The organism is Kosakonia pseudosacchari, from assembly GCF_900184035.1.
GTDB classification, from domain to species: Bacteria; Pseudomonadota; Gammaproteobacteria; order Enterobacterales; family Enterobacteriaceae; genus Kosakonia; species Kosakonia pseudosacchari.
Map to the genome: position 1 here is coordinate 370,037 of NZ_FXWP01000009.1, position 18,907 is coordinate 388,943.

Here is an 18,907-nt window from a genome sequence, read left to right on the forward strand (position 1 = left end):
CCCCCTAACCCAAGCAGAAAATGAGGTGATGATGAAGGGGAACGACATCCTGGCTCTGCTCGATGAACCAGCCTGCGAGCATAACCATAAACAGAAAACCGGCTGTAGCGCGCCAAAACCCGGCGCCACCGCCGGAGGCTGCGCCTTCGACGGCGCACAGATCACCCTGCTGCCACTTTCCGATGTGGCGCATCTGGTACATGGCCCGATTGGCTGCGCCGGCAGCTCATGGGATAACCGTGGCAGCCTGAGTTCTGGCCCGCTGATTAACCGACTCGGATTCACCACTGATTTGAACGAACAGGATGTCATCATGGGGCGCGGCGAGCGGCGGTTGTTTCACGCGGTGCGCCATATTGTCGAGCGCTATCACCCGGCGGCGGTATTTATTTACAACACCTGCGTTCCGGCTATGGAAGGCGATGACATTGACGCGGTCTGCCAGGCCGCCGCGACCGCCACCGGTGTGCCCGTGATTGCCGTAGATGTGGCCGGTTTTTACGGTAGCAAAAACCTGGGTAACCGCCTCGCGGGCGAGGTGATGGTGAAAAAAGTTATCGGCGGGCGCGAACCCGCGCCGTGGCCGGACAATACACCTTTTGCCCCGGCGCACCGCCATGACATAGGCCTGATTGGCGAATTTAACATCGCCGGCGAGTTCTGGCATATCCAGCCGCTGCTTGATGAGCTGGGTATTCGCGTCCTTGGCTCCCTTTCCGGCGACGGGCGCTTTGCCGAGATCCAGACGTTGCACCGCGCGCAGGTCAATATGCTGGTGTGCTCCAGGGCGCTGATCAATGTCGCCAGATCGCTCGAACAACGTTATGGCACACCCTGGTTTGAAGGCAGTTTTTATGGCGTTCGCGCCACCTCCGATGCCCTGCGCCAGCTGGCAACACTCACCGGCGATAGCGATTTAATGGCGCGAACCGAACGCCTGATCGCACGTGAAGAGCAAGCCACAGAACAGGCGCTGGCACCGCTGCGTGAACGGTTACGCGGCCGGAAAGTGCTGCTCTATACCGGTGGCGTGAAATCCTGGTCGGTGGTTTCGGCACTGCAGGATCTCGGCATGACGGTCGTTGCTACCGGAACGCGCAAATCCACCGAAGATGATAAACAGCGCATCCGTGAACTGATGGGCGATGACGCCATCATGCTGGATGAAGGCAATGCCCGCGCCTTGCTGGATGTGGTCTATCGCTACAAAGCCGACATGATGATCGCGGGCGGGCGCAACATGTACACCGCCTATAAAGCGCGTCTGCCCTTTCTGGATATCAACCAGGAGCGTGAACACGCGTTTGCCGGTTATCGCGGCATCATCACGCTTGCCGAACAACTTTGTCAGACGCTGGAAAGCCCGGTCTGGCCGCAAACACATGCCCGCGCCCCGTGGCAATAAGGAGCTCTCAATGGCTGATATTGTTCGTAGTAAAAAACCGCTGGCGGTGAGCCCGATAAAAAGCGGCCAGCCGCTGGGGGCGATCCTGGCAAGCCTGGGTTTCGAACAGTGCATACCGCTGGTACACGGCGCTCAGGGGTGCAGCGCGTTCGCGAAAGTGTTCTTTATTCAACATTTTCACGACCCGATCCCGCTGCAATCGACGGCGATGGACCCGACTTCCACCATTATGGGCGCCGATGAAAACATTTTTACCGCGCTCAATGTTCTCTGCCAGCGCAATGCCGCGAAAGCCATCGTGCTGCTCAGCACCGGGCTGTCAGAAGCCCAGGGCAGCGATATTTCGCGGGTGGTGCGCCAGTTTCGTGATGACTTTCCGCGGCATAAAAACGTGGCGCTGCTCACCGTCAACACCCCGGATTTCTACGGCTCGCTGGAAAACGGTTACAGCGCCGTGCTGGAAAGCATGATTGAACAGTGGGTGCCCGCGCAGCCCGCCGCCAGCCTGCGCAACCGTCGCGTCAACCTGCTGGTCAGCCATTTGCTGACGCCGGGCGATATCGAGCTGTTACGCAGTTATGTGGAAGCCTTCGGTCTGCAACCGGTGATCGTGCCGGATCTGTCGCTGTCGCTGGACGGGCATCTGGCAAACGGTGATTTTTCGCCCGTCACCCAGGGGGGAACACCGCTGCGCATGATTGAACAGATGGGGCAAAACCTGGCCACCTTCGTGATTGGCCACTCGCTGGGGCGTGCAGCAGCGTTACTGGCGCAGCGCAGCCGTGGCGAGGTGATCGCCCTGCCGCATCTGATGACGCTTGATGCGTGCGACACCTTTATCCATCGCCTGAAAACCCTCTCCGGGCGCGATGTTCCCGCGTGGATTGAGCGCCAGCGCGGGCAAGTGCAGGATGCGATGATCGATTGCCATATGTGGTTGCAGGGCGCGGCTATCGCCATGGCTGCAGAAGGCGATCATCTGGCGGCATGGTGCGATTTTGCCCGCAGCCAGGGCATGATCCCCGGCCCGATTGTCGCGCCGGTCAGCCAGCCGGGGTTGCAAAATCTGCCGGTTGAAACGGTGGTCATCGGCGATCTGGAAGATATGCAGGATCGGCTTTGCGCGACGCCCGCCGCGTTACTGGTGGCCAATTCTCATGCCGCCGATCTCGCCACGCAGTTTGATATGTCGCTTATCCGCGCCGGGTTTCCGGTGTATGACCGGCTGGGGGAATTTCGTCGGCTGCGCCAGGGGTATAGCGGCATTCGTGACACGCTGTTTGAGCTGGCGAATGTGATGCGCGAACGCCATCGCCCGCTTGCAACCTACCGCTCGCCGCTGCGTCAGCGCTTCGGCGACAACGTTACGCCAGGAGATCGGTATGCCGCATGTTAATCGTCAGTTCAGCACCATTTGCCAGGGCGAATGGTCAATGAAAGTCGCCTTTGCCAGTTCGGATTTTCACCATGTGGATCAACATTTTGGCGCCACGCCAAAATTAGTGATCTATGGCGTGAAACAACGCGAGGTCACGCTGTTGCGGGTGGTGGATTTTTCGGTGCTCGCCGGGCACCAGCAAGAGAAGCTCGATTGTCGCATTCACGCGCTGGAAGATTGCGTCACGCTCTACTGCGTGGCGATTGGTGAAGCGGTTTTTCGCCAGCTTTTGCAAATCGGCGTACGCGCGGTTCGCGTGCCGCAAGCGACTACCATTGCCGGGTTGTTGCAGGAAATTCAGCACTACTGGTATGACAAAGAGCAGCGCAAAACCGCCCGCAACCCGCAACGCTTCGCCCGCATGCTCCAGGAACAAACCTGGCAGGAAGAGGATGAGGGTTAGCCACACGCCGTGTCGGTTGTGTGACAAAGCCAACATAAAATCGCGACACAGCGCCGGGTTTTATGTTGGCACATTAACCTACCTCATTGAAACAGAACGTTTTTCTCTTCTGGTACTGCTTTTGCTTGGTTGTCATTACCCGCCGTTGATTGAGGCGGTGAAATGCGCCACGGCGCTTTCCGTCATCTCTCCTGGGAGCCAGGCACATGTGGAATTACTCCGAGAAAGTGAAAGATCATTTTTTTAATCCCCGTAACGCGCGGGTCGTGGATAACGCCAACGCCGTGGGCGATGTGGGATCGTTAAGCTGTGGCGATGCGCTGCGGCTGATGCTTCGCGTGGACCCGCAAAGTGAAACCATCCTCGAAGCCGGGTTTCAGACATTTGGCTGCGGCAGCGCGATTGCCTCCTCTTCCGCCCTCACCGAGCTGATTATCGGGCGCACGCTGGCGCAGGCCGAGCAGGTGACCAACCAGCAGATTGCAGATTACCTTGATGGCCTGCCGCCGCAAAAAATGCACTGCTCGGTGATGGGTCAGGAGGCGCTGCGGGCGGCGATTGCCCACTACCGTGGCGAAACGCTGATCGATGAACACGAAGAAGGCGCGCTGATTTGCAAATGCTTCGGCGTAGATGAGGGGCAAATTCGCCGGGCAGTGTTAAGCAACGGCCTGACCACCCTTGAGGAGGTGATCAACTACACCAAAGCGGGCGGCGGCTGCACCGCGTGCCATGAAAAAATTGAACTGGCGCTGGCCGATATTCTCGCCCAACACCCGCAGGCCGCTACGGCTATCGCCACACAAAACGATCCGCACTGGCAGGAAGTTGTCGATGCGATCACCGAATTACGCCCGCATATCCAGGCCGATGGCGGCGATATGTCGCTGCTTAGCGTCAACAATCACACCGTCACCGTCAGCCTTTCCGGGAGTTGCAGCGGCTGCATGATGACCGACATGACGCTTGCCTGGCTACAGCAAAAACTGATGGAGCGTACCGGCTTTTATATGGACGTCGTGGCCGCCTGAGCCACCACATGTCACCCGATGGGGGAGAAAATATGAAACAGGTCTATCTGGACAATAACGCCACCACCCGAATCGACCCGATGGTGCTGGAAGCGATGATGCCATTCTTAACCGAACATTACGGTAACCCGTCGTCGATTCACGACTTTGGCACCCCCTCCCGCGCGGCGCTTGAACGCGCACGCCAGCAAGTCGCCGCGCTGCTGGGTGCCGATCACAGTAGCGAAATCATCTTCACCTCCTGTGCGACCGAGGCCACCAGCACCGCACTGCACGCCTGCGTTGAGTTGATGCCGGAGCGCCGGGAAATTATTACCACCGCCGTTGAACATCCGGCCACCCTCGCCGTGTGCGAACATCTGGAACGCCAGGGCTACCTTATCCATCGTATTGGCGTGAATAGCAGTGGCGCACTGGATATGGAACAGTATCGCCGCGCGTTGAGCACGCGTGTGGCGGCGGTCAGCGTGATGTGGGCGAATAATGAAACCGGCGTGCTGTTTCCGGTTATCGAGATGGCCGCTATGGCGCAGGAATATGGCGCGCTGTTTCACTGCGACGCGGTACAAGTGGTGGGCAAAATCCCGCTGGATATCGCCCGCACGCAGATCGATATGCTCTCCTGCTCGGCGCACAAATTGCACGGGCCAAAAGGTGTGGGTTGCCTCTATTTGCGCCGTGGCACCCGCTTTCGACCGCTATTGCGCGGTGGGCATCAGGAACGTGGTCGCCGTGCTGGTACGGAGAATATCGCCGGGATTGTCGGCATGGGGGCGGCATGCGAACTGGCGCAGATACACCTGCCGGGTAGCGTGGGCATTGCCAGCCTGCGCGATCGCCTGCAAAACGAACTGGTAACACAGGTGCCGTCCGTCATGGTGATGGGAAGCGATCAACCCCGCGTCCCCGGCACGGCGAACCTGGCGTTCGAGTTTATCGAAGGGGAAGCCATTTTACTGCTTCTCAACCAGGCGGGGATCGCCGCCTCCAGCGGTAGCGCCTGCACTTCAGGCTCGCTGGAACCGTCGCATGTGATGCGGGCGATGAACATTCCCTATACGGCGGCGCATGGCAGTATTCGTTTTTCACTCTCGCGCTATACGCGGGCAAAAGAGATCGACTATGTGATCGAGACGCTGCCAGCCATTATTACCCGTCTGCGCGCGCTTTCACCGTACTGGCAGGACGGCCCGACATCCGCCACCTTTACGCCGGTTTACGGCTAAGGCGGCGATATGTCCAGGGTACTGATCAATGACACCACGCTGCGCGACGGCGAGCAGAGCCCCGGTGTTGCCTTTCGCGCCAGCGAGAAAATCGCCATTGCCGAAGCGCTGTTTGCCGCCGGGGTGACTGCGCTGGAAGTCGGCACCCCGGCGATGGGCCGCGAAGAACGCCAGCGGATGCGACACGTGCGTCAGCAACTGCCTGACGCCACGTTAATGGCCTGGTGTCGCATGAACACCGACGAAATCACCCAGAGCGCCGATCTCGGCATGGACTGGGTGGATATCTCGCTGCCCGCCTCCGACAAACTGCGGCAATACAAATTGCGCGAACCGCTGCCAATGGTGCTCGATAAGCTGGCTACGCTGATTACCCACGCGCGACAGCAGGGGTTACAGGTCTGTATTGGTTGTGAGGACGCATCACGCGCAAGCGATCGAACCTTAGCGGAGATTGCCCGCGTCGCCAGCCGCGCAGGCGCACAGCGGGTGCGTTTTGCCGATACCCTCGGCCTGCTCGATCCCTTCATCACCGCTCAGCGTATCAGCGCCCTGCGTCAATGCTGGCCCGGTGAAATTGAAATGCATGCCCATAACGATCTCGGCATGGCGACCGCCAATACGCTGGCAGCGGTTCGCGCCGGAGCCACTAGTGTGAATACAACCGTGCTGGGGCTTGGCGAACGCGCCGGTAACGCCGCGCTGGAAACCGTCGCGCTCGGTCTGAACCGCTGTCTCGGGCTGGATAGCGGTTTGGATTTCACGCAATTACCGTCGCTCTGCCAGCAGGTCGCCGATGCCGCCCGACGCCCCATTGACCCACAGCAGCCGCTGATTGGCGCACAGGTATTTACCCATGAATCCGGCGTGCATGTCGCCGCCCTGCTGCGCGATCGCGAAAGCTACCAGGCCATTGATCCGGCGCTCGTCGGGCGTGAGTACCGGCTGGTGCTCGGTAAGCACTCCGGACGACAGGCCGTGGAAGGCGTGTTTACCCGGCTGGGCTACCACCTTAACGCCCTGCAAGTCGACCTGCTGTTACCCGCCATTCGCCGCGTGGCGGAAAGCAGCAAACGCATACCGCAAGACGATGAACTGATTGCGCTTTACACCACACTGTGTGGCACAAGCGCGCCGCACCTGGCGAGGAGCTAAAAATGGAGTGGTTTTATCAGATCCCCGGCGTGGCTGAACTCGACAGCGCCGAGTCCTTTTTTACCTTTTTCTCCGTGCCTTATGAACCGCAGACGCTGCGCCGTTGCTGCCTGCCGGTACTGCGCGAATTTCACCAGCGCCTGCGCAGTAATGTGCCGCTGCGTAATCTGCTCGAAACCACGCCCCGCGAGCCCTGGTTACTGGCGCGCAGGCTGCTGGCGGAAAGCTACGCGCACTGTGCAACGGAGCAGACATCATGAAACGACAGTATGCGTTCGGCGAAGAAGTCCGCGTGAGTCGCACTATCCGCAACGATGGCACCATGCCAGGTTACCGGCGCGGCGATGTGCTGGTGCGCCGCGGGAGCACGGGTTTTGTCCGTGAATGCGGCATTTTCCTGATGGAAAAAGTTATCTATCACATCCATTTTCCCGACAGCGGTTTGATTGTTGGCTGCCGTGAACAGGAACTGCTCCCGCTTTCCGCGCCCTGGCACGCCGGGCAGTTCCAGTACGGTGATACCGTCGCCTGCCGCCACGCGCTGGCTATCGGCGATGACATCGTTGTAGCCGCCGGAGAACAAGGGCAGATCACCGCCACGGGCCAGGGAGAGGATGCAGATAGTTACACTGTCACTTTTTCCGGTCGCTGGTTTCAGGTTTCTGCCAGCGCCATGATCTTGCTGGAGACGCCACAATGATGCCGTGGGAACGTTTCGCCCGCCGACGCCTGGCGCTGACCCGCTGGCACTGCGAACCGGAAAACATCCCGGCAGCACAACAACCAGCATTTGATCGCGCCTGGGCGCGCCAGCGCCAGCTTGAACTGGCGGTTGTGGCGATGACGCGCGACGCAACCATTCCTGACGATCTGCATCATGCCGTGGCCACATCGCTGGCCGCACAGCTTGATGAAAGCCCGTTTTCCCCTGCCGAACGCCATGCGGTGATTGCGCATCACGCCCGTCTGGAAACGCAGTTTGCCGAGGTTGCCAGCAAAGCCCCCGTCCCGGACGACGCGAGCGTGCTGCGCTGGTATCAGCAACATCAGGCACAATTTATGCGCCCGGAACAACGCTTAACCTCGCACCTGCTGCTGACCGCAGAGCAAAATAGCGTCGGGATAAGAAACCAGATCACCCGTTTTTATCAGCAAATCTATGACAATCGCGCTGCGTTTTCCCGGCTGGCAACGCGCCATTCGCACTGCCCCAGCGCGCTGGAAGGTGGGCGTCTGGGCTGGGTAAGTCGTGGTCTGCTGTTTGCTGAACTGGAAAACGCGCTGTTTGCGCTGCAAACGGACGAGGTCAGCCAGCCTGTCGAAACGGCGCTGGGCTGGCATTTGTTGTGGTGTGAACAGATCCGCCAACCGGCACTGATGGCGAAGGCAGACGCGCTGGCGAAAGCGCGGGAGTATTTGCGCCGTCAGTCGCAACAGCAGTGGCAACGCCAGTGGCTTGCGTCGTTATTACAGGCACGCTGAAAAGCCCGGTGATCGTTGCTCGGCCGGGCTTCAGGCATTAGAGGATCAGCGGTTTCAGCGTCTCCAGCCACGCCTCGATGCGTTCATCGGTCAGGTCGTACTGGTTATCCTGATCCAGTACCAGGCCAATAAAGTTCTCCGCCTCAAGCGCGGACGATGAACCAAAGGTATACCCCTCATTGGGCCAGTGACCGACCATTTGCGCCCCGCAGCTTTTCAGCGTGTCGTAGAGCGGGCGCAGACCGCTGGCGAAATTATCCGGGTAACCCACCTGATCGCCCAGACCAAACAGCGCCACCGTTTTACCACGCAGGCTATCGCCCGGCAGTTGGGTGACAAACTCACTCCAGGACTCATCCTCGCAACCGGCAGCCAGCCCCGGCAGTTGCCCGTCGCCCAGCGTCGGGGTGCCTAATACCAGCACCGGATAAGAGAGAAAAGTGTCGACATCGGTCCGGTTGATATTGACCGGCGCATCCGCCAGCTCGCCCAGTTTTTGGTGGATCTGTTTGGCGATTTTGCGGGTCTTGCCGGTGTCGGTGCCGAAAAAAATACCAATATTTGCCATAACACACGCTCCTGTTGAAAAAGAGATCCCGCGGGGAAAATGCGGTGAACATGTCAGATATTGCGAAGAGTGTGCCAGTTTTGCTCACGGGCAAAAGCTGCACCAGAATGGGTATTAATGCACCAGCCTGGCGCTTTTTTTCGCGGCATTTCACCTCGCTGATGCCCGTCTGGCGCGGCTTTGACGCTGATAAGGCGCTGAATACCGATCTGGATCAAGGTTTTGTCGGGTTATCGACCAAAAGGTGCACTCTTTGCATGGTTATAAGTGCCTGACATGGTGTCCGGGCGAACGTCGCCAGGTGGCACAAATTGTCAGAACTACGACACGACTAACCGACCGCAGGAGTGTGCGATGACCCTGAATATGATGATGGATGCCAGCGCGCCCGAGGCCATCGCCGGTGCGCTTTCGCAACAACATCCCGGGCTGTTTTTTACCATCGTTGAAGAAGCCCCCGTCGCTATTTCACTGACCGATGCCGACGCACGTATTGTCTATGCCAACCCGGCATTCTGCCGCCAGACCGGCTATGAGCTTGAGGAGTTGTTGCAGCAAAATCCCCGCCTGCTTGCCAGTCAGCAGACCCCACGGGAAATCTACCAGGATATGTGGCACACCCTGTTACAACGTCGACCATGGCGCGGGCAATTGATCAACCGCCACCGTGACGGCAGCCTTTTTCTGGTTGAGATCGATATCACCCCGGTGATTAACCCGTTTGGCGAACTGGAACACTACCTGGCCATGCAGCGCGATATCAGCACCGGTTATGCGCTGGAGCAGCGGTTGCGTAATCACATGGCGCTGACCGAAGCGGTGCTGAATAACATTCCGGCGGCGGTGGTCGTGGTCGATGAACGCGATCGTGTGGTTATGGATAACCTCGCCTATAAAACCTTCTGTGCTGATTGCGGCGGAAAAGAGCTACTGAGCGAACTCCATTTTTCAGCCCGTAAAGCGGAGCTGGCAAACGGCCAGGTCTTACCGGTGGTGCTGCGCGGCGCGGTGCGCTGGTTGTCGGTCACCTGCTGGGCGCTGCCAGGCGTCAGCGAAGAAGCCAGTCGCTACTTTATTGATAATACCTTGACGCGCACGCTGGTAGTCATCACCGACGACACCCAGCAGCGCCAGCAGCAAGAGCAAGGACGGCTTGACCGCCTTAAACAGCAGATGACCAGCGGCAAACTGCTGGCGGCGATCCGCGAAGCGCTTGACGCCGCACTGATCCAGCTTAACTGCCCCATCAATATGCTGGCGGCGGCGCGGCGTTTAAACGGCAGTGATAACAGCAACGTAGCGCTGGACGCCGCGTGGCGCGAAGGTGAAGAAGCGATGGCGCGCCTGAAACGGTGCCGCCCGTCGCTGGAGCTGGAAAGTGCCGCCGTCTGGCCGCTGCAACCCTTTTTTGACGACTTGCGCGCGCTTTATCACACCCGCTACGAGCAGGGTAAAAATTTGCAGGTCACGCTGGATTCGACGCATCTGGTGGGATTTGGTCAGCGAACCCAACTGCTGGCCTGCCTGAGTCTGTGGCTCGATCGCACGCTGGATATTGCCGCCGGGCTGCGTGATTTCACCGCCCAAACGCAGATTTACGCCCGGGAAGAAGCGGGCTGGCTCTCGTTGTATATCACTGACAATGTGCCGTTGATTCCGCTGCGCCATACCCATTCGCCGGATGCGCTTAACGCACCGGGAAAAGGTATGGAGTTGCGGCTGATCCAGACGCTGGTAGCGCATCACAACGGCGCGATAGAACTCACTTCACGCCCCGAAGGGGGAAGCTGCCTGACCCTACGATTCCCGCTATTTCATTCACTGACCGGAGGTTCAAAATGACCCAGCGAACCGAGTCGGGTAATACCGTCTGGCGCTTCGATTTATCCCAGCAGTTCACCGCGATGCAGCGGATAAGCGTGGTTCTTAGCCGGGCGACCGAGGTTGAACAGACACTCCAGCAGGTGCTGTGCGTATTGCACAATGACGCCTTTTTGCAGCACGGCATGATCTGTCTGTACGACAGCCAGCAGGCGATTTTGACTATTGAAGCGTTGCAGGAAGCCGATCAGCAGTTGATCCCTGGCAGCTCGCAAATCCGCTACCGTCCGGGCGAAGGGCTGGTCGGGACGGTGCTTTCGCAGGGGCAATCGTTAGTGCTGGCGCGAGTGGCTGACGATCAGCGCTTTCTTGACCGCCTGGGACTGTATGATTACAACCTGCCGTTTATCGCCGTGCCGCTGATAGGGCCGGATGCGCAGACTTTTGGCGTGCTGACGGCGCAACCGATGGCGCGTTACGAAGAGCGGTTACCCGCCTGCACCCGCTTTCTGGAAACGGTCGCGAATCTGGTGGCGCAGACCGTGCGTTTGATGACACCGCCGGCTGCACGCCCTTCCCCACGCGCTGCCATCACGCCAACCGCCAGCCCGAAATCGTGCAGTGCTTCACGCGCGTTCGGCTTCGAAAATATGGTCGGCAACAGCCCGGCGATGCGCCAGACCATGGAGATTATCCGTCAGGTTTCGCGCTGGGATACCACCGTTCTGGTGCGCGGCGAGAGCGGCACCGGCAAGGAACTGATTGCCAACGCCATCCACCACAATTCGCCGCGCGCCGGTGCGCCATTTGTGAAATTCAACTGTGCGGCGCTGCCGGACACATTGCTTGAAAGCGAATTATTTGGTCATGAAAAAGGCGCCTTTACCGGCGCGGTACGCCAGCGTAAAGGCCGTTTTGAGCTGGCCGATGGCGGCACGCTGTTTCTTGACGAAATTGGGGAAAGCAGCGCCTCGTTTCAGGCTAAGCTGCTGCGTATTTTGCAGGAGGGCGAAATGGAACGCGTCGGCGGTGACGAGACATTGCAAGTGAATGTGCGCATCATTGCCGCGACGAACCGCAACCTTGAAGATGAAGTACGCCTGGGACACTTTCGCGAAGATCTCTATTACCGCCTGAATGTGATGCCCATCGCCCTGCCGCCGCTGCGCGAACGCCAGGAAGACATCGCCGAACTGGCACATTTTCTGGTGCGTAAAATCGCCCACAACCAGAACCGCACGCTGCGCATTAGCGAGGGCGCTATCCGCCTGCTGATGAGCTACAGCTGGCCCGGCAATGTGCGCGAACTGGAAAACTGCCTTGAGCGCTCTGCGGTGATGTCGGAAAACGGTCTGATCGATCGGGACGTGATTTTATTTAATCATCGCGACCAGCCAGCCAAACCGCCGGTTATCAGCGTCACGCACGACGATAACTGGCTCGATAACACCCTTGACGAGCGCCAGCGGCTGATTGCCGCGCTGGAAAAAGCGGGATGGGTACAAGCCAAAGCCGCCCGCTTGCTGGGGATGACGCCGCGCCAGGTCGCTTATCGTATTCAGACCATGGATATCACCCTGCCAAGGCTATAACGGCGGTTGTGGCATTCGGTACATTGTCAGCCAAATGCCACAAAACCGACAACCTCTCAAAATAAATACCACTGTTTTTCAATGCGTTGGATTAGGAACAGGATTTGCAACCACCAGGGATAATTCCGTAAACGGAGGTACTTTCCATGATGTCCTGTTCATCCACCGCAGGCGGTTCACGGTGTCAGTCAACGCCGTCTGAGCCGCTTTCTGCTGCCATCGCCGGTAAAGTGGCGCTGCACCCGTGCTACTCAAAAAGCGGTCATCACCGTTTTGCGCGTATGCATTTACCGGTAGCGCCCGCCTGTAACCTGCAATGTAACTACTGCAATCGCAAATTCGATTGCAGCAACGAATCCCGGCCTGGCGTCTCCTCTTCGCTGTTAACCCCCGAACAGGCGGTGGCGAAAGTACGGCAGGTTGCGACGGCTATCCCGCAACTTTCGGTGGTGGGCATCGCCGGGCCTGGCGATCCGCTGGCGAATATCGCACGCACTTTCACCACGCTTGAGATGGTGCGTGAACAACTGCCGGATATGAAATTGTGCCTCTCCACCAACGGATTGATGCTGCCTGACGCCGTTGATCGGCTGGTCAGCCTCGGTGTCGATCACGTCACGGTGACCATCAATACGCTCGATGCGGAGATTGCCGCGCGGATCTACGCCTGGCTGTGGCTGGAAGGTGAACGGTACTGCGGACGCGAAGCGGGTGAAATATTAATAGCCCGCCAACTGGAGGGCGTTCGTCGCCTGACGGCACAAGGCGTGCTGGTGAAAATCAACTCGGTGCTGATCCCCGGCATTAACGATTTCGCGCTGGCCGATGTCAGCCGCGAACTGCGCGGGGCTGGCGCGTTTATTCATAACATTATGCCGCTGATAGCCCGCCCGGAGCACGGCACGGTTTTTGGTCTTAACGGCCAGGCGGAACCCGATGCAGAGATGGTCGCGCGCGTGCGCGAAAGCTGTGGCGAAGTGATGCCGCAAATGACGCACTGCCAACAGTGCCGCGCGGATGCGATTGGCATGCTCGGCGAAGATCGCAGCCAGCAATTTGCCCTGGTACCCGTAGAATCCGCCCCGCAGCCGTGGTTGCCGACGCTGTTTCGCCGCGCGCAGCTTCACGCCAGTCTCGTCACTAAAGGCGAATCCGATGACGCGGAAGCCTGTCTGGTGGCGGTGGCGTCGACGCATGGCGAGCTGATCGACTGCCATTTTGGCCATGCGGATCGCTTTCGTATTTACAGTTTATCGGCTGCGGGCGCGGTGTTGGTCAACGAGCGATTCACACCGAAATATTGCCAGGGTACGGAGAGTTGTGAGCCGCAGGAAAGCGATGCGCGAATGGACGCCGTGCTCGACTTGCTGGCCGATGTGAAAGCGGTTTTCTGCGCCCGTATCGGCTACGAACCGTGGCAAAAATTGCAATCGCGCGGTATTCAGCCCTGCGTCGATGATGCCTGGCAACCGGTCGCTTCCTCGCTGTTACGCTGGTGGCAAACGGTGCCGACAAAGGGGCAAAACAAGGGGGTGGCATGATGCCCGTTGATGACTGGTTACGGCGCTTGTTATGGCTTTACCTGCACGGTGAAGGTTGCTACCCGGAAAGAATGGGCTTAAGCGTGAGCGACTGGGAAAACTTGCAGGCGCGTTTCGCCCCGCCTGCGCCAGAAATGCCTGCGGACTGCCGTCTGCGGCAAAAGCTGATGAGCGAACTTAACGCCACGCGCAGTGCAGAGCGCGCGGAACTGGCACAGTGGCTGGCGTGCCATATGTCGGCCGATGCCGCACCGATGCAGCACATTATTGCCAGTGTCTCACTGGCTTTTAATCACCTGTGGCAGGATCTGGGGCTCAGCTCGCGCGCGGAGCTACGAGAGCTGATGAGCGATTGCTTCGCCCCGCTTGTTGAGATGAACAGCAACAATATGCGCTGGAAAAAGTTTTTCTACCGCCAGCGTTGTCTGCATAGCGAAGGTGAAGTGGTTTGCCGCTCACCGAGTTGTGATGCCTGCTGCGAGCGCCCGCTCTGTTTTGAACCCTCGTAACGTAACCAGCCTGATGTTGCGGTAATCAGGCTTTAACACCGCGCCAAAACCCGCGCCGCCTGTACACGTCCCGCTTTGCTGTCCTATTCTTTCACCATAAAAGTCAAATATTATGCCGCAGTCACACGGTTCCGGTAGCCAGGGTGTTAATGTTGCTTATATATTTGGAAAACTTATACAAAAGTACACGGTGTGCGAGGTGGCGAATGTATTCTTTTGTGGCCAGACAGGCGATTTTTGATAAGCAATTGAACACCGTCGGTTACGAACTCCTCTTTCGGAACAGCATGGATAACCGCTTCCCCGATATGTCTGCGGAACAGGCCACCACGCAGTTAATCGAAGAGCAGTTCCTCAGTGCGCCGGTGGGCCGTAAGAGCGACAACAGTACGGTTTACGTCAATTTTCCCTACCAGCTGCTGGTGGAAGGCCTCGCGGAAACACTGCCAATAAACCGCGTGGTGATTGAAATTCTGGAAAACGCCGAGCCGGATATCAAACTGCTGGAAACCGTTAAACGGATGCACACGCTGGGATTTCGCATTGCGCTGGATGATTTCGAACCCGGAAACCAGTGGGAAGCCTTTATGCCCTATGTCAATGTGATTAAATTTGACATAAGGCGAAGCCCGCGCGAAAAAATTAGCGACTATATCCTCGCCAATCGGGAATTATTGCGCCATGCGGTTTTTCTGGCTGAGAAAGTGGAAACTTACGAAGAGTTTGAGACCTTTAAAAAATTGGGTTTTCATCTTTTTCAGGGCTATTTTTTCAGCAAACCTGTCGTCACCCGGAGAAATAAACTGGCGCAAAATCGTGCGTTTGCCCTGAAACTGATGCAGGAAGTTAACGTTGAATCACCCAATTTAAACAAAATAGAAGATTTGCTGAAACGCGATGTGTCACTCTCTTTTAAAATTATGCGTTATGCGCAAAACATTTTATATAACACGCGCGGCATTAGCGGTTTTCGCAATCAATCCCTGCGCGATATCGTGGTCTACCTTGGCATCGGTGAAATGCGCCGCTTTGTCCTGGTCGCCTGTCTGACCTCCTTTGAGGATGTCACCAACACCGAAATCTATTACCTGAGCCTGATCCGCGCCAAGTTCTGCGAACTGGTGGCGGCGCGTACCTCGACCAATAACATCGCTAACGACGCCTTTATGGTGGGCCTCTTCTCGCTGCTGGATGTGATCCTTGGGTTGCCGCTGGAGGAGCTGATGGCGCAAATCGCTGTCTCGCCGGAGGTGGCCAGAGCGCTTGAAGCCAACAGCGGCGAACTCTATCCCTACGTGCAGCTGGCGCGCCTGTACGAGCAGCGGATGTGGGATGAAGCCAGCGATGTGGCACATGAAATTGGCTTACCTAATTCGGCGATTTCAGAGCTGATGAACCAGGCAGCAAAATGGGCAGATGAACTGCCGATTACTATTTCCCATTAATTTTTCTGCGCACTGAACACAGTGCGCAGAAAATAAACCCCAGCACAAAGATACCGCTTGAAACAATATTTCACTTTACTGAAGTATTATTCACCCACTTTTTTAACAACCCGCCTTCCCTTAATTCAAATTAAAAATCCGATGTGTGCTATTGCACAAAAATCATAACAATATGTGATTGAGATCAGATAAATAGATCAATCTTTCCTAAAATATTGCCGTTATTAATATTACCTTTCTTTACATAGTTGTGGATTATGAAAAAAATAGCGCAGGCCACCGTATTAACCAAATTGCTCATCGGCTTCTCCATCCTGATCGTGATGATGTTGTTGCTGGGCGTTGTTTCTATTTATCAACTTAACAGCACCAATAAAAATATTGATCAGTTCCGCGAAAGCAGAATGCCAGGCGTTCGCTATACCCTTGAAATGCGAGGCGTCTTAGCTGAAATGCGCCTGCAACAGGTGCAGTATATTGCCTCCACCACGCCTGCGTCGCTGGATCAACATCGCGGCGAACTGCTGCAAAACCAGGCCACGTTCCTTAATGCTCAGCAGCAGTACGCAAAAATTTCGGCCAATGAGCCGCAAGAGATGCGCGCCCTGTTCGCGACTGTGGTGGATAACTTTAAAAACTTTGTCGACGTTAACGCCAAAGTGATCGACGCCATGAATCGCGGCGATGCTGCCGAAGCGGCCAAAATCAGCGGCGCGGTATCCGCAAAATATCGTACCCAGTTGATGAAAGATCTGGCGACGCTGGTGGATATGGAAGTCGCGATTGGTGATAAAGCCGGGGAGGATTCTCAGGCAGGTTACCGCCAGGCGCTCTATCTGCTGAGCGGCTTGCTGCTGCTGGCGCTGATTGCCACTGGGGTGATTGCGCTGTTTATCTCGCGTAATCTCTCACGCCAGCTCGGTGGTGAACCAGCCTACGCAATGTCGATTATGAAGGCGGTCGCTGACGGTAAGCTGGGCACCCAGGTTGCGCTGCGCGATGGCGACAGCGAAAGCCTGCTGGCGACCATCCATTTAATGAACAATAAACTGGCGGAAATCATCACCGGTATTATTGACGGCAGCGAATCGATTTCCCACGCCGCAGGGGAAATTGCCGAAGGCAACAACGATTTGTCACAGCGTACCGAAGAACAAGCGGCCTCTCTGGTACAAACGTCGTCGAACATGCAGCAAATTACGGAAAACGTGAAGAGTAACGCGGAAAACGCCCGCAAAGCGAGCGACCTGGCGCGTCAGACATCACAAACGGCGGTGAAAGGCGGTAAAGAGGTGCATGACATGTTGAAACGCATGCATGAAATTTCTGATAGCTCGCAAAAAATTGTCGACATCATTTCGGTGATTGAAGGCATCGCCTTCCAGACCAATATCCTGGCGCTGAACGCTGCCGTTGAAGCTGCGCGTGCCGGTGAACAGGGTAAAGGTTTTGCCGTGGTGGCCGGTGAAGTGCGTAACCTGGCGCAGAAAAGTGCCGAAGCGGCGAAAGAGATCAAACAGCTGATTGAAGGCACCGTAGAGAAAATAACCGACGGTTCCCGCTACGCCGATACTGCCAGCCGCGCGATGGAAGAGATTGTGACCTCCGTAAACAAAGTAACGGATATTGTGGCTGAGATTTCCGCCGCTTCTACCGAGCAACATCAGGGGATCAAAGAGATTAGCGTCGCTATCGATCAGATGGACCAGGTGACCCAGCAGAACGCCACGCTGGTGGAACAAGCGGCGGTTGCCGCACAGTCGATGACCGAACAGAGCGAGATGCTGCGCGACTCCGTGCGCTTCTTCCAGCTGGCGCGGTAATCGCACGCCGTGCCACTCGCTGCGGGCGGCACGGCGTTTTCCTGCTACATGACGATGCTTTTCGGCTCCATAAAGGCCGCCAGTCCCCAGCGCCCCATTTCACGACCGATTCCCGAATGTTTAAACCCGCCAAATGGCGCGGAAGCCTCGTGCGCCAGCGTATTGACCAGCACCCGCCCGGCGGTGATTTGCCCGGCAACACGGCGTGCGCGTTCAGGATCGCCCCCCAACACCAGCGCGCTTAAACCATAATCGGTGTCGTTGGCAATAGCGATCGCCTCGGCCTCGTCCCGATAAGCGATCACCGATAACACCGGGCCAAAAATCTCCTCCCGCGCAATACGCATGGTGTTTTTGACCTCGCTAAACAGGGTCGGCCGTACCGACCAGCCGCGCTCGCATCCGGCTGCGCGCCCTTCTCCACCCGCTAACAGGCGCGCACCTTCCTGCTGACCAAGACGAATATAGGACTGCACGCGTTGCCACTGTTTTTCGCTGACCATCGGGCCGACTTCCGTGGCGGGATCGCGCGGATCGCCCGATTTCACCGCCGCGACCGCCTGCGCCAGCGCCGCTTCGCACTCGGTTTTGCGCGATGCAGGCACCAGAATGCGCGTTCCCGCGATACAGGCCTGGCCGCTGTTCATAAACCCGGCCTGAATCGCCAGCGGCACCGCGTCGGCTAAATCGGCATCCTCCAGAATAAGGGTCGGCGACTTGCCGCCCAGTTCCAGCGTGACGCGTTTAAAGGTCTCTGCCGCGTTACGCAAAATGGCTTTGCCCGTTGCCGTCGAGCCGGTAAACGAGATTTTCGCCACGTCCGGATGACGACTTAGCACCTCACCAACCACATCGCCGCGTCCGGTAACAATATTGAAAACGCCTGGCGGCAGCTGCGCCTCGTGCAGAGCCTGTGTGACGATGTGGGTTTGCAGTGCACTCATTTCGCTCGGTTTCACCACCGCCGTGCAGCCCGCAGCGAGCGCCGCCGCCAGTTTGCCGCAGATAAACCCGGCATCGCTGTTCCACGGCGTGATCAACCCGGCGACACCGAGCGGTGTCATCACAACACGCGCCTGACCCACCACAGATTCGAACTCAAACGCTTTCAGCGCGTTGATCGCCTCTTCAATGACTGAAACCGGATAACGCGCCATCCAGTTAGCGCGCGACGCCGGTGCACCATACTCTTCGACAATCGCCTGCAACAGCGCGGGCTGGCAGGCTTCCAGCGCATCGCGCATCCGTATCAGAGCGGCAATGCGCTCATCGCGGCTGGTTTGCGACCAGCCGGGAAACGCCGCCTTTGCCGCCGCAATGGCGTTAAGCGCGTCGGCTTCACTGGCGAGCCGCACCTGGCCGATGACGTCTCCGGTTGCCGGGTTAAACAGGTCGAAACGTTCTGTACCTTGCGGTGTGACCCATTCGCCATTGATTGAGATCTGTTCAATTGCCTGCATAACCACCT

Annotated in this window: 18 protein-coding genes; 16 read left to right on the forward strand and 2 right to left on the reverse strand. The window is 57.6% G+C overall.

Annotation, left to right across the window (positions count from 1 at the left end):
- The first annotated feature begins 31 nt into the window (after nt 1–31).
- The 9 genes from nifE to nifM all read left to right on the forward strand — a co-directional run bounded on the left by nifE (nt 32) and on the right by nifM (nt 8,140).
- Nucleotides 32–1,405: a nitrogenase iron-molybdenum cofactor biosynthesis protein NifE gene (gene nifE / locus BN2591_RS03720; protein WP_086869124.1), complete on the forward strand. Its 1,374-nt coding sequence runs from the start codon at nt 32–34 to the stop codon at nt 1,403–1,405.
- A 10-nt stretch (nt 1,406–1,415) separates the two neighbouring features.
- Nucleotides 1,416–2,801, forward strand: coding sequence for a nitrogenase iron-molybdenum cofactor biosynthesis protein NifN (gene nifN, locus BN2591_RS03725; protein WP_086869126.1), 1,386 nt, complete (start codon nt 1,416–1,418; stop codon nt 2,799–2,801).
- The gene (locus BN2591_RS03730) at nt 2,788–3,246 is read left to right on the forward strand and encodes a NifB/NifX family molybdenum-iron cluster-binding protein (RefSeq protein ID WP_086869128.1); all 459 of its coding nucleotides are present in this window, start codon (nt 2,788–2,790) and stop codon (nt 3,244–3,246) included. Before nifN ends, BN2591_RS03730 begins: the two co-directional genes overlap by 14 nt.
- Before the next feature lie 206 nt (nt 3,247–3,452).
- Complete coding sequence (nifU, locus tag BN2591_RS03735; RefSeq protein ID WP_086869130.1) at nt 3,453–4,277, forward strand: Fe-S cluster assembly protein NifU; 825 nt, start codon at nt 3,453–3,455, stop codon at nt 4,275–4,277.
- A gap of 32 nt (nt 4,278–4,309) precedes the next feature.
- The gene (gene nifS, locus BN2591_RS03740; protein ID WP_086869132.1) at nt 4,310–5,503 is read left to right on the forward strand and encodes a cysteine desulfurase NifS; all 1,194 of its coding nucleotides are present in this window, start codon (nt 4,310–4,312) and stop codon (nt 5,501–5,503) included.
- 9 nt (nt 5,504–5,512) lie between these two features.
- Nucleotides 5,513–6,658, forward strand: coding sequence for a homocitrate synthase (nifV, locus tag BN2591_RS03745; protein ID WP_086869134.1), 1,146 nt, complete (start codon nt 5,513–5,515; stop codon nt 6,656–6,658).
- Nucleotides 6,659–6,660: 2 nt separating this feature from the next.
- Complete coding sequence (locus BN2591_RS03750; RefSeq protein ID WP_086869136.1) at nt 6,661–6,918, forward strand: nitrogenase-stabilizing/protective protein NifW; 258 nt, start codon at nt 6,661–6,663, stop codon at nt 6,916–6,918.
- Nucleotides 6,915–7,358, forward strand: a complete 444-nt coding sequence (locus tag BN2591_RS03755) for a nitrogen fixation protein NifZ (protein WP_086869138.1) — start codon at nt 6,915–6,917, stop codon at nt 7,356–7,358. The genes BN2591_RS03750 and BN2591_RS03755 overlap by 4 nt, the downstream gene beginning before the upstream one ends.
- Nucleotides 7,355–8,140: a nitrogen fixation protein NifM gene (nifM, locus tag BN2591_RS03760; RefSeq protein ID WP_086869140.1), complete on the forward strand. Its 786-nt coding sequence runs from the start codon at nt 7,355–7,357 to the stop codon at nt 8,138–8,140. The genes BN2591_RS03755 and nifM overlap by 4 nt, the downstream gene beginning before the upstream one ends.
- 37 nt (nt 8,141–8,177) lie before the next feature.
- Here nifM and BN2591_RS03765 read toward each other — a convergent pair whose 3' ends face one another.
- The gene (locus BN2591_RS03765) at nt 8,178–8,708 is read right to left on the reverse strand and encodes a flavodoxin (protein ID WP_086869142.1); all 531 of its coding nucleotides are present in this window, start codon (nt 8,706–8,708) and stop codon (nt 8,178–8,180) included.
- A 50-nt stretch (nt 8,709–8,758) separates the two neighbouring features.
- Between BN2591_RS03765 and BN2591_RS03770 the strand changes: the two genes are divergently transcribed.
- The 7 genes from BN2591_RS03770 to BN2591_RS03800 all read left to right on the forward strand — a co-directional run bounded on the left by BN2591_RS03770 (nt 8,759) and on the right by BN2591_RS03800 (nt 17,439).
- On the forward strand, nt 8,759–8,983 hold the full coding sequence (locus BN2591_RS03770) for a hypothetical protein (RefSeq protein ID WP_086869145.1): 225 nt from the start codon (nt 8,759–8,761) through the stop codon (nt 8,981–8,983).
- A gap of 79 nt (nt 8,984–9,062) precedes the next feature.
- Complete coding sequence (nifL, locus tag BN2591_RS03775; protein ID WP_086869147.1) at nt 9,063–10,550, forward strand: nitrogen fixation negative regulator NifL; 1,488 nt, start codon at nt 9,063–9,065, stop codon at nt 10,548–10,550.
- A complete protein-coding gene (gene nifA / locus BN2591_RS03780) occupies nt 10,547–12,121 on the forward strand; it encodes a nif-specific transcriptional activator NifA (RefSeq protein ID WP_086869149.1) in 1,575 nt (524 codons plus the stop codon). Before nifL ends, nifA begins: the two co-directional genes overlap by 4 nt.
- 146 nt (nt 12,122–12,267) lie before the next feature.
- The gene (gene nifB / locus BN2591_RS03785) at nt 12,268–13,662 is read left to right on the forward strand and encodes a nitrogenase cofactor biosynthesis protein NifB (protein WP_086869151.1); all 1,395 of its coding nucleotides are present in this window, start codon (nt 12,268–12,270) and stop codon (nt 13,660–13,662) included.
- Nucleotides 13,659–14,171 (forward strand): nitrogen fixation protein NifQ, encoded by a 513-nt coding sequence (locus tag BN2591_RS03790; protein ID WP_086869153.1) that lies wholly within the window; start codon nt 13,659–13,661, stop codon nt 14,169–14,171. Before nifB ends, BN2591_RS03790 begins: the two co-directional genes overlap by 4 nt.
- A gap of 206 nt (nt 14,172–14,377) precedes the next feature.
- Nucleotides 14,378–15,616: an EAL and HDOD domain-containing protein gene (locus BN2591_RS03795; RefSeq protein ID WP_086869155.1), complete on the forward strand. Its 1,239-nt coding sequence runs from the start codon at nt 14,378–14,380 to the stop codon at nt 15,614–15,616.
- A 257-nt stretch (nt 15,617–15,873) separates the two neighbouring features.
- Nucleotides 15,874–17,439, forward strand: coding sequence for a methyl-accepting chemotaxis protein (locus BN2591_RS03800; RefSeq protein WP_086869157.1), 1,566 nt, complete (start codon nt 15,874–15,876; stop codon nt 17,437–17,439).
- 44 nt (nt 17,440–17,483) lie between these two features.
- Here the strand turns inward: BN2591_RS03800 and BN2591_RS03805 are convergent, their stop codons facing one another.
- A complete protein-coding gene (locus tag BN2591_RS03805; RefSeq protein ID WP_086869159.1) occupies nt 17,484–18,899 on the reverse strand; it encodes an aldehyde dehydrogenase family protein in 1,416 nt (471 codons plus the stop codon).
- Nucleotides 18,900–18,907 lie beyond the last annotated feature (8 nt).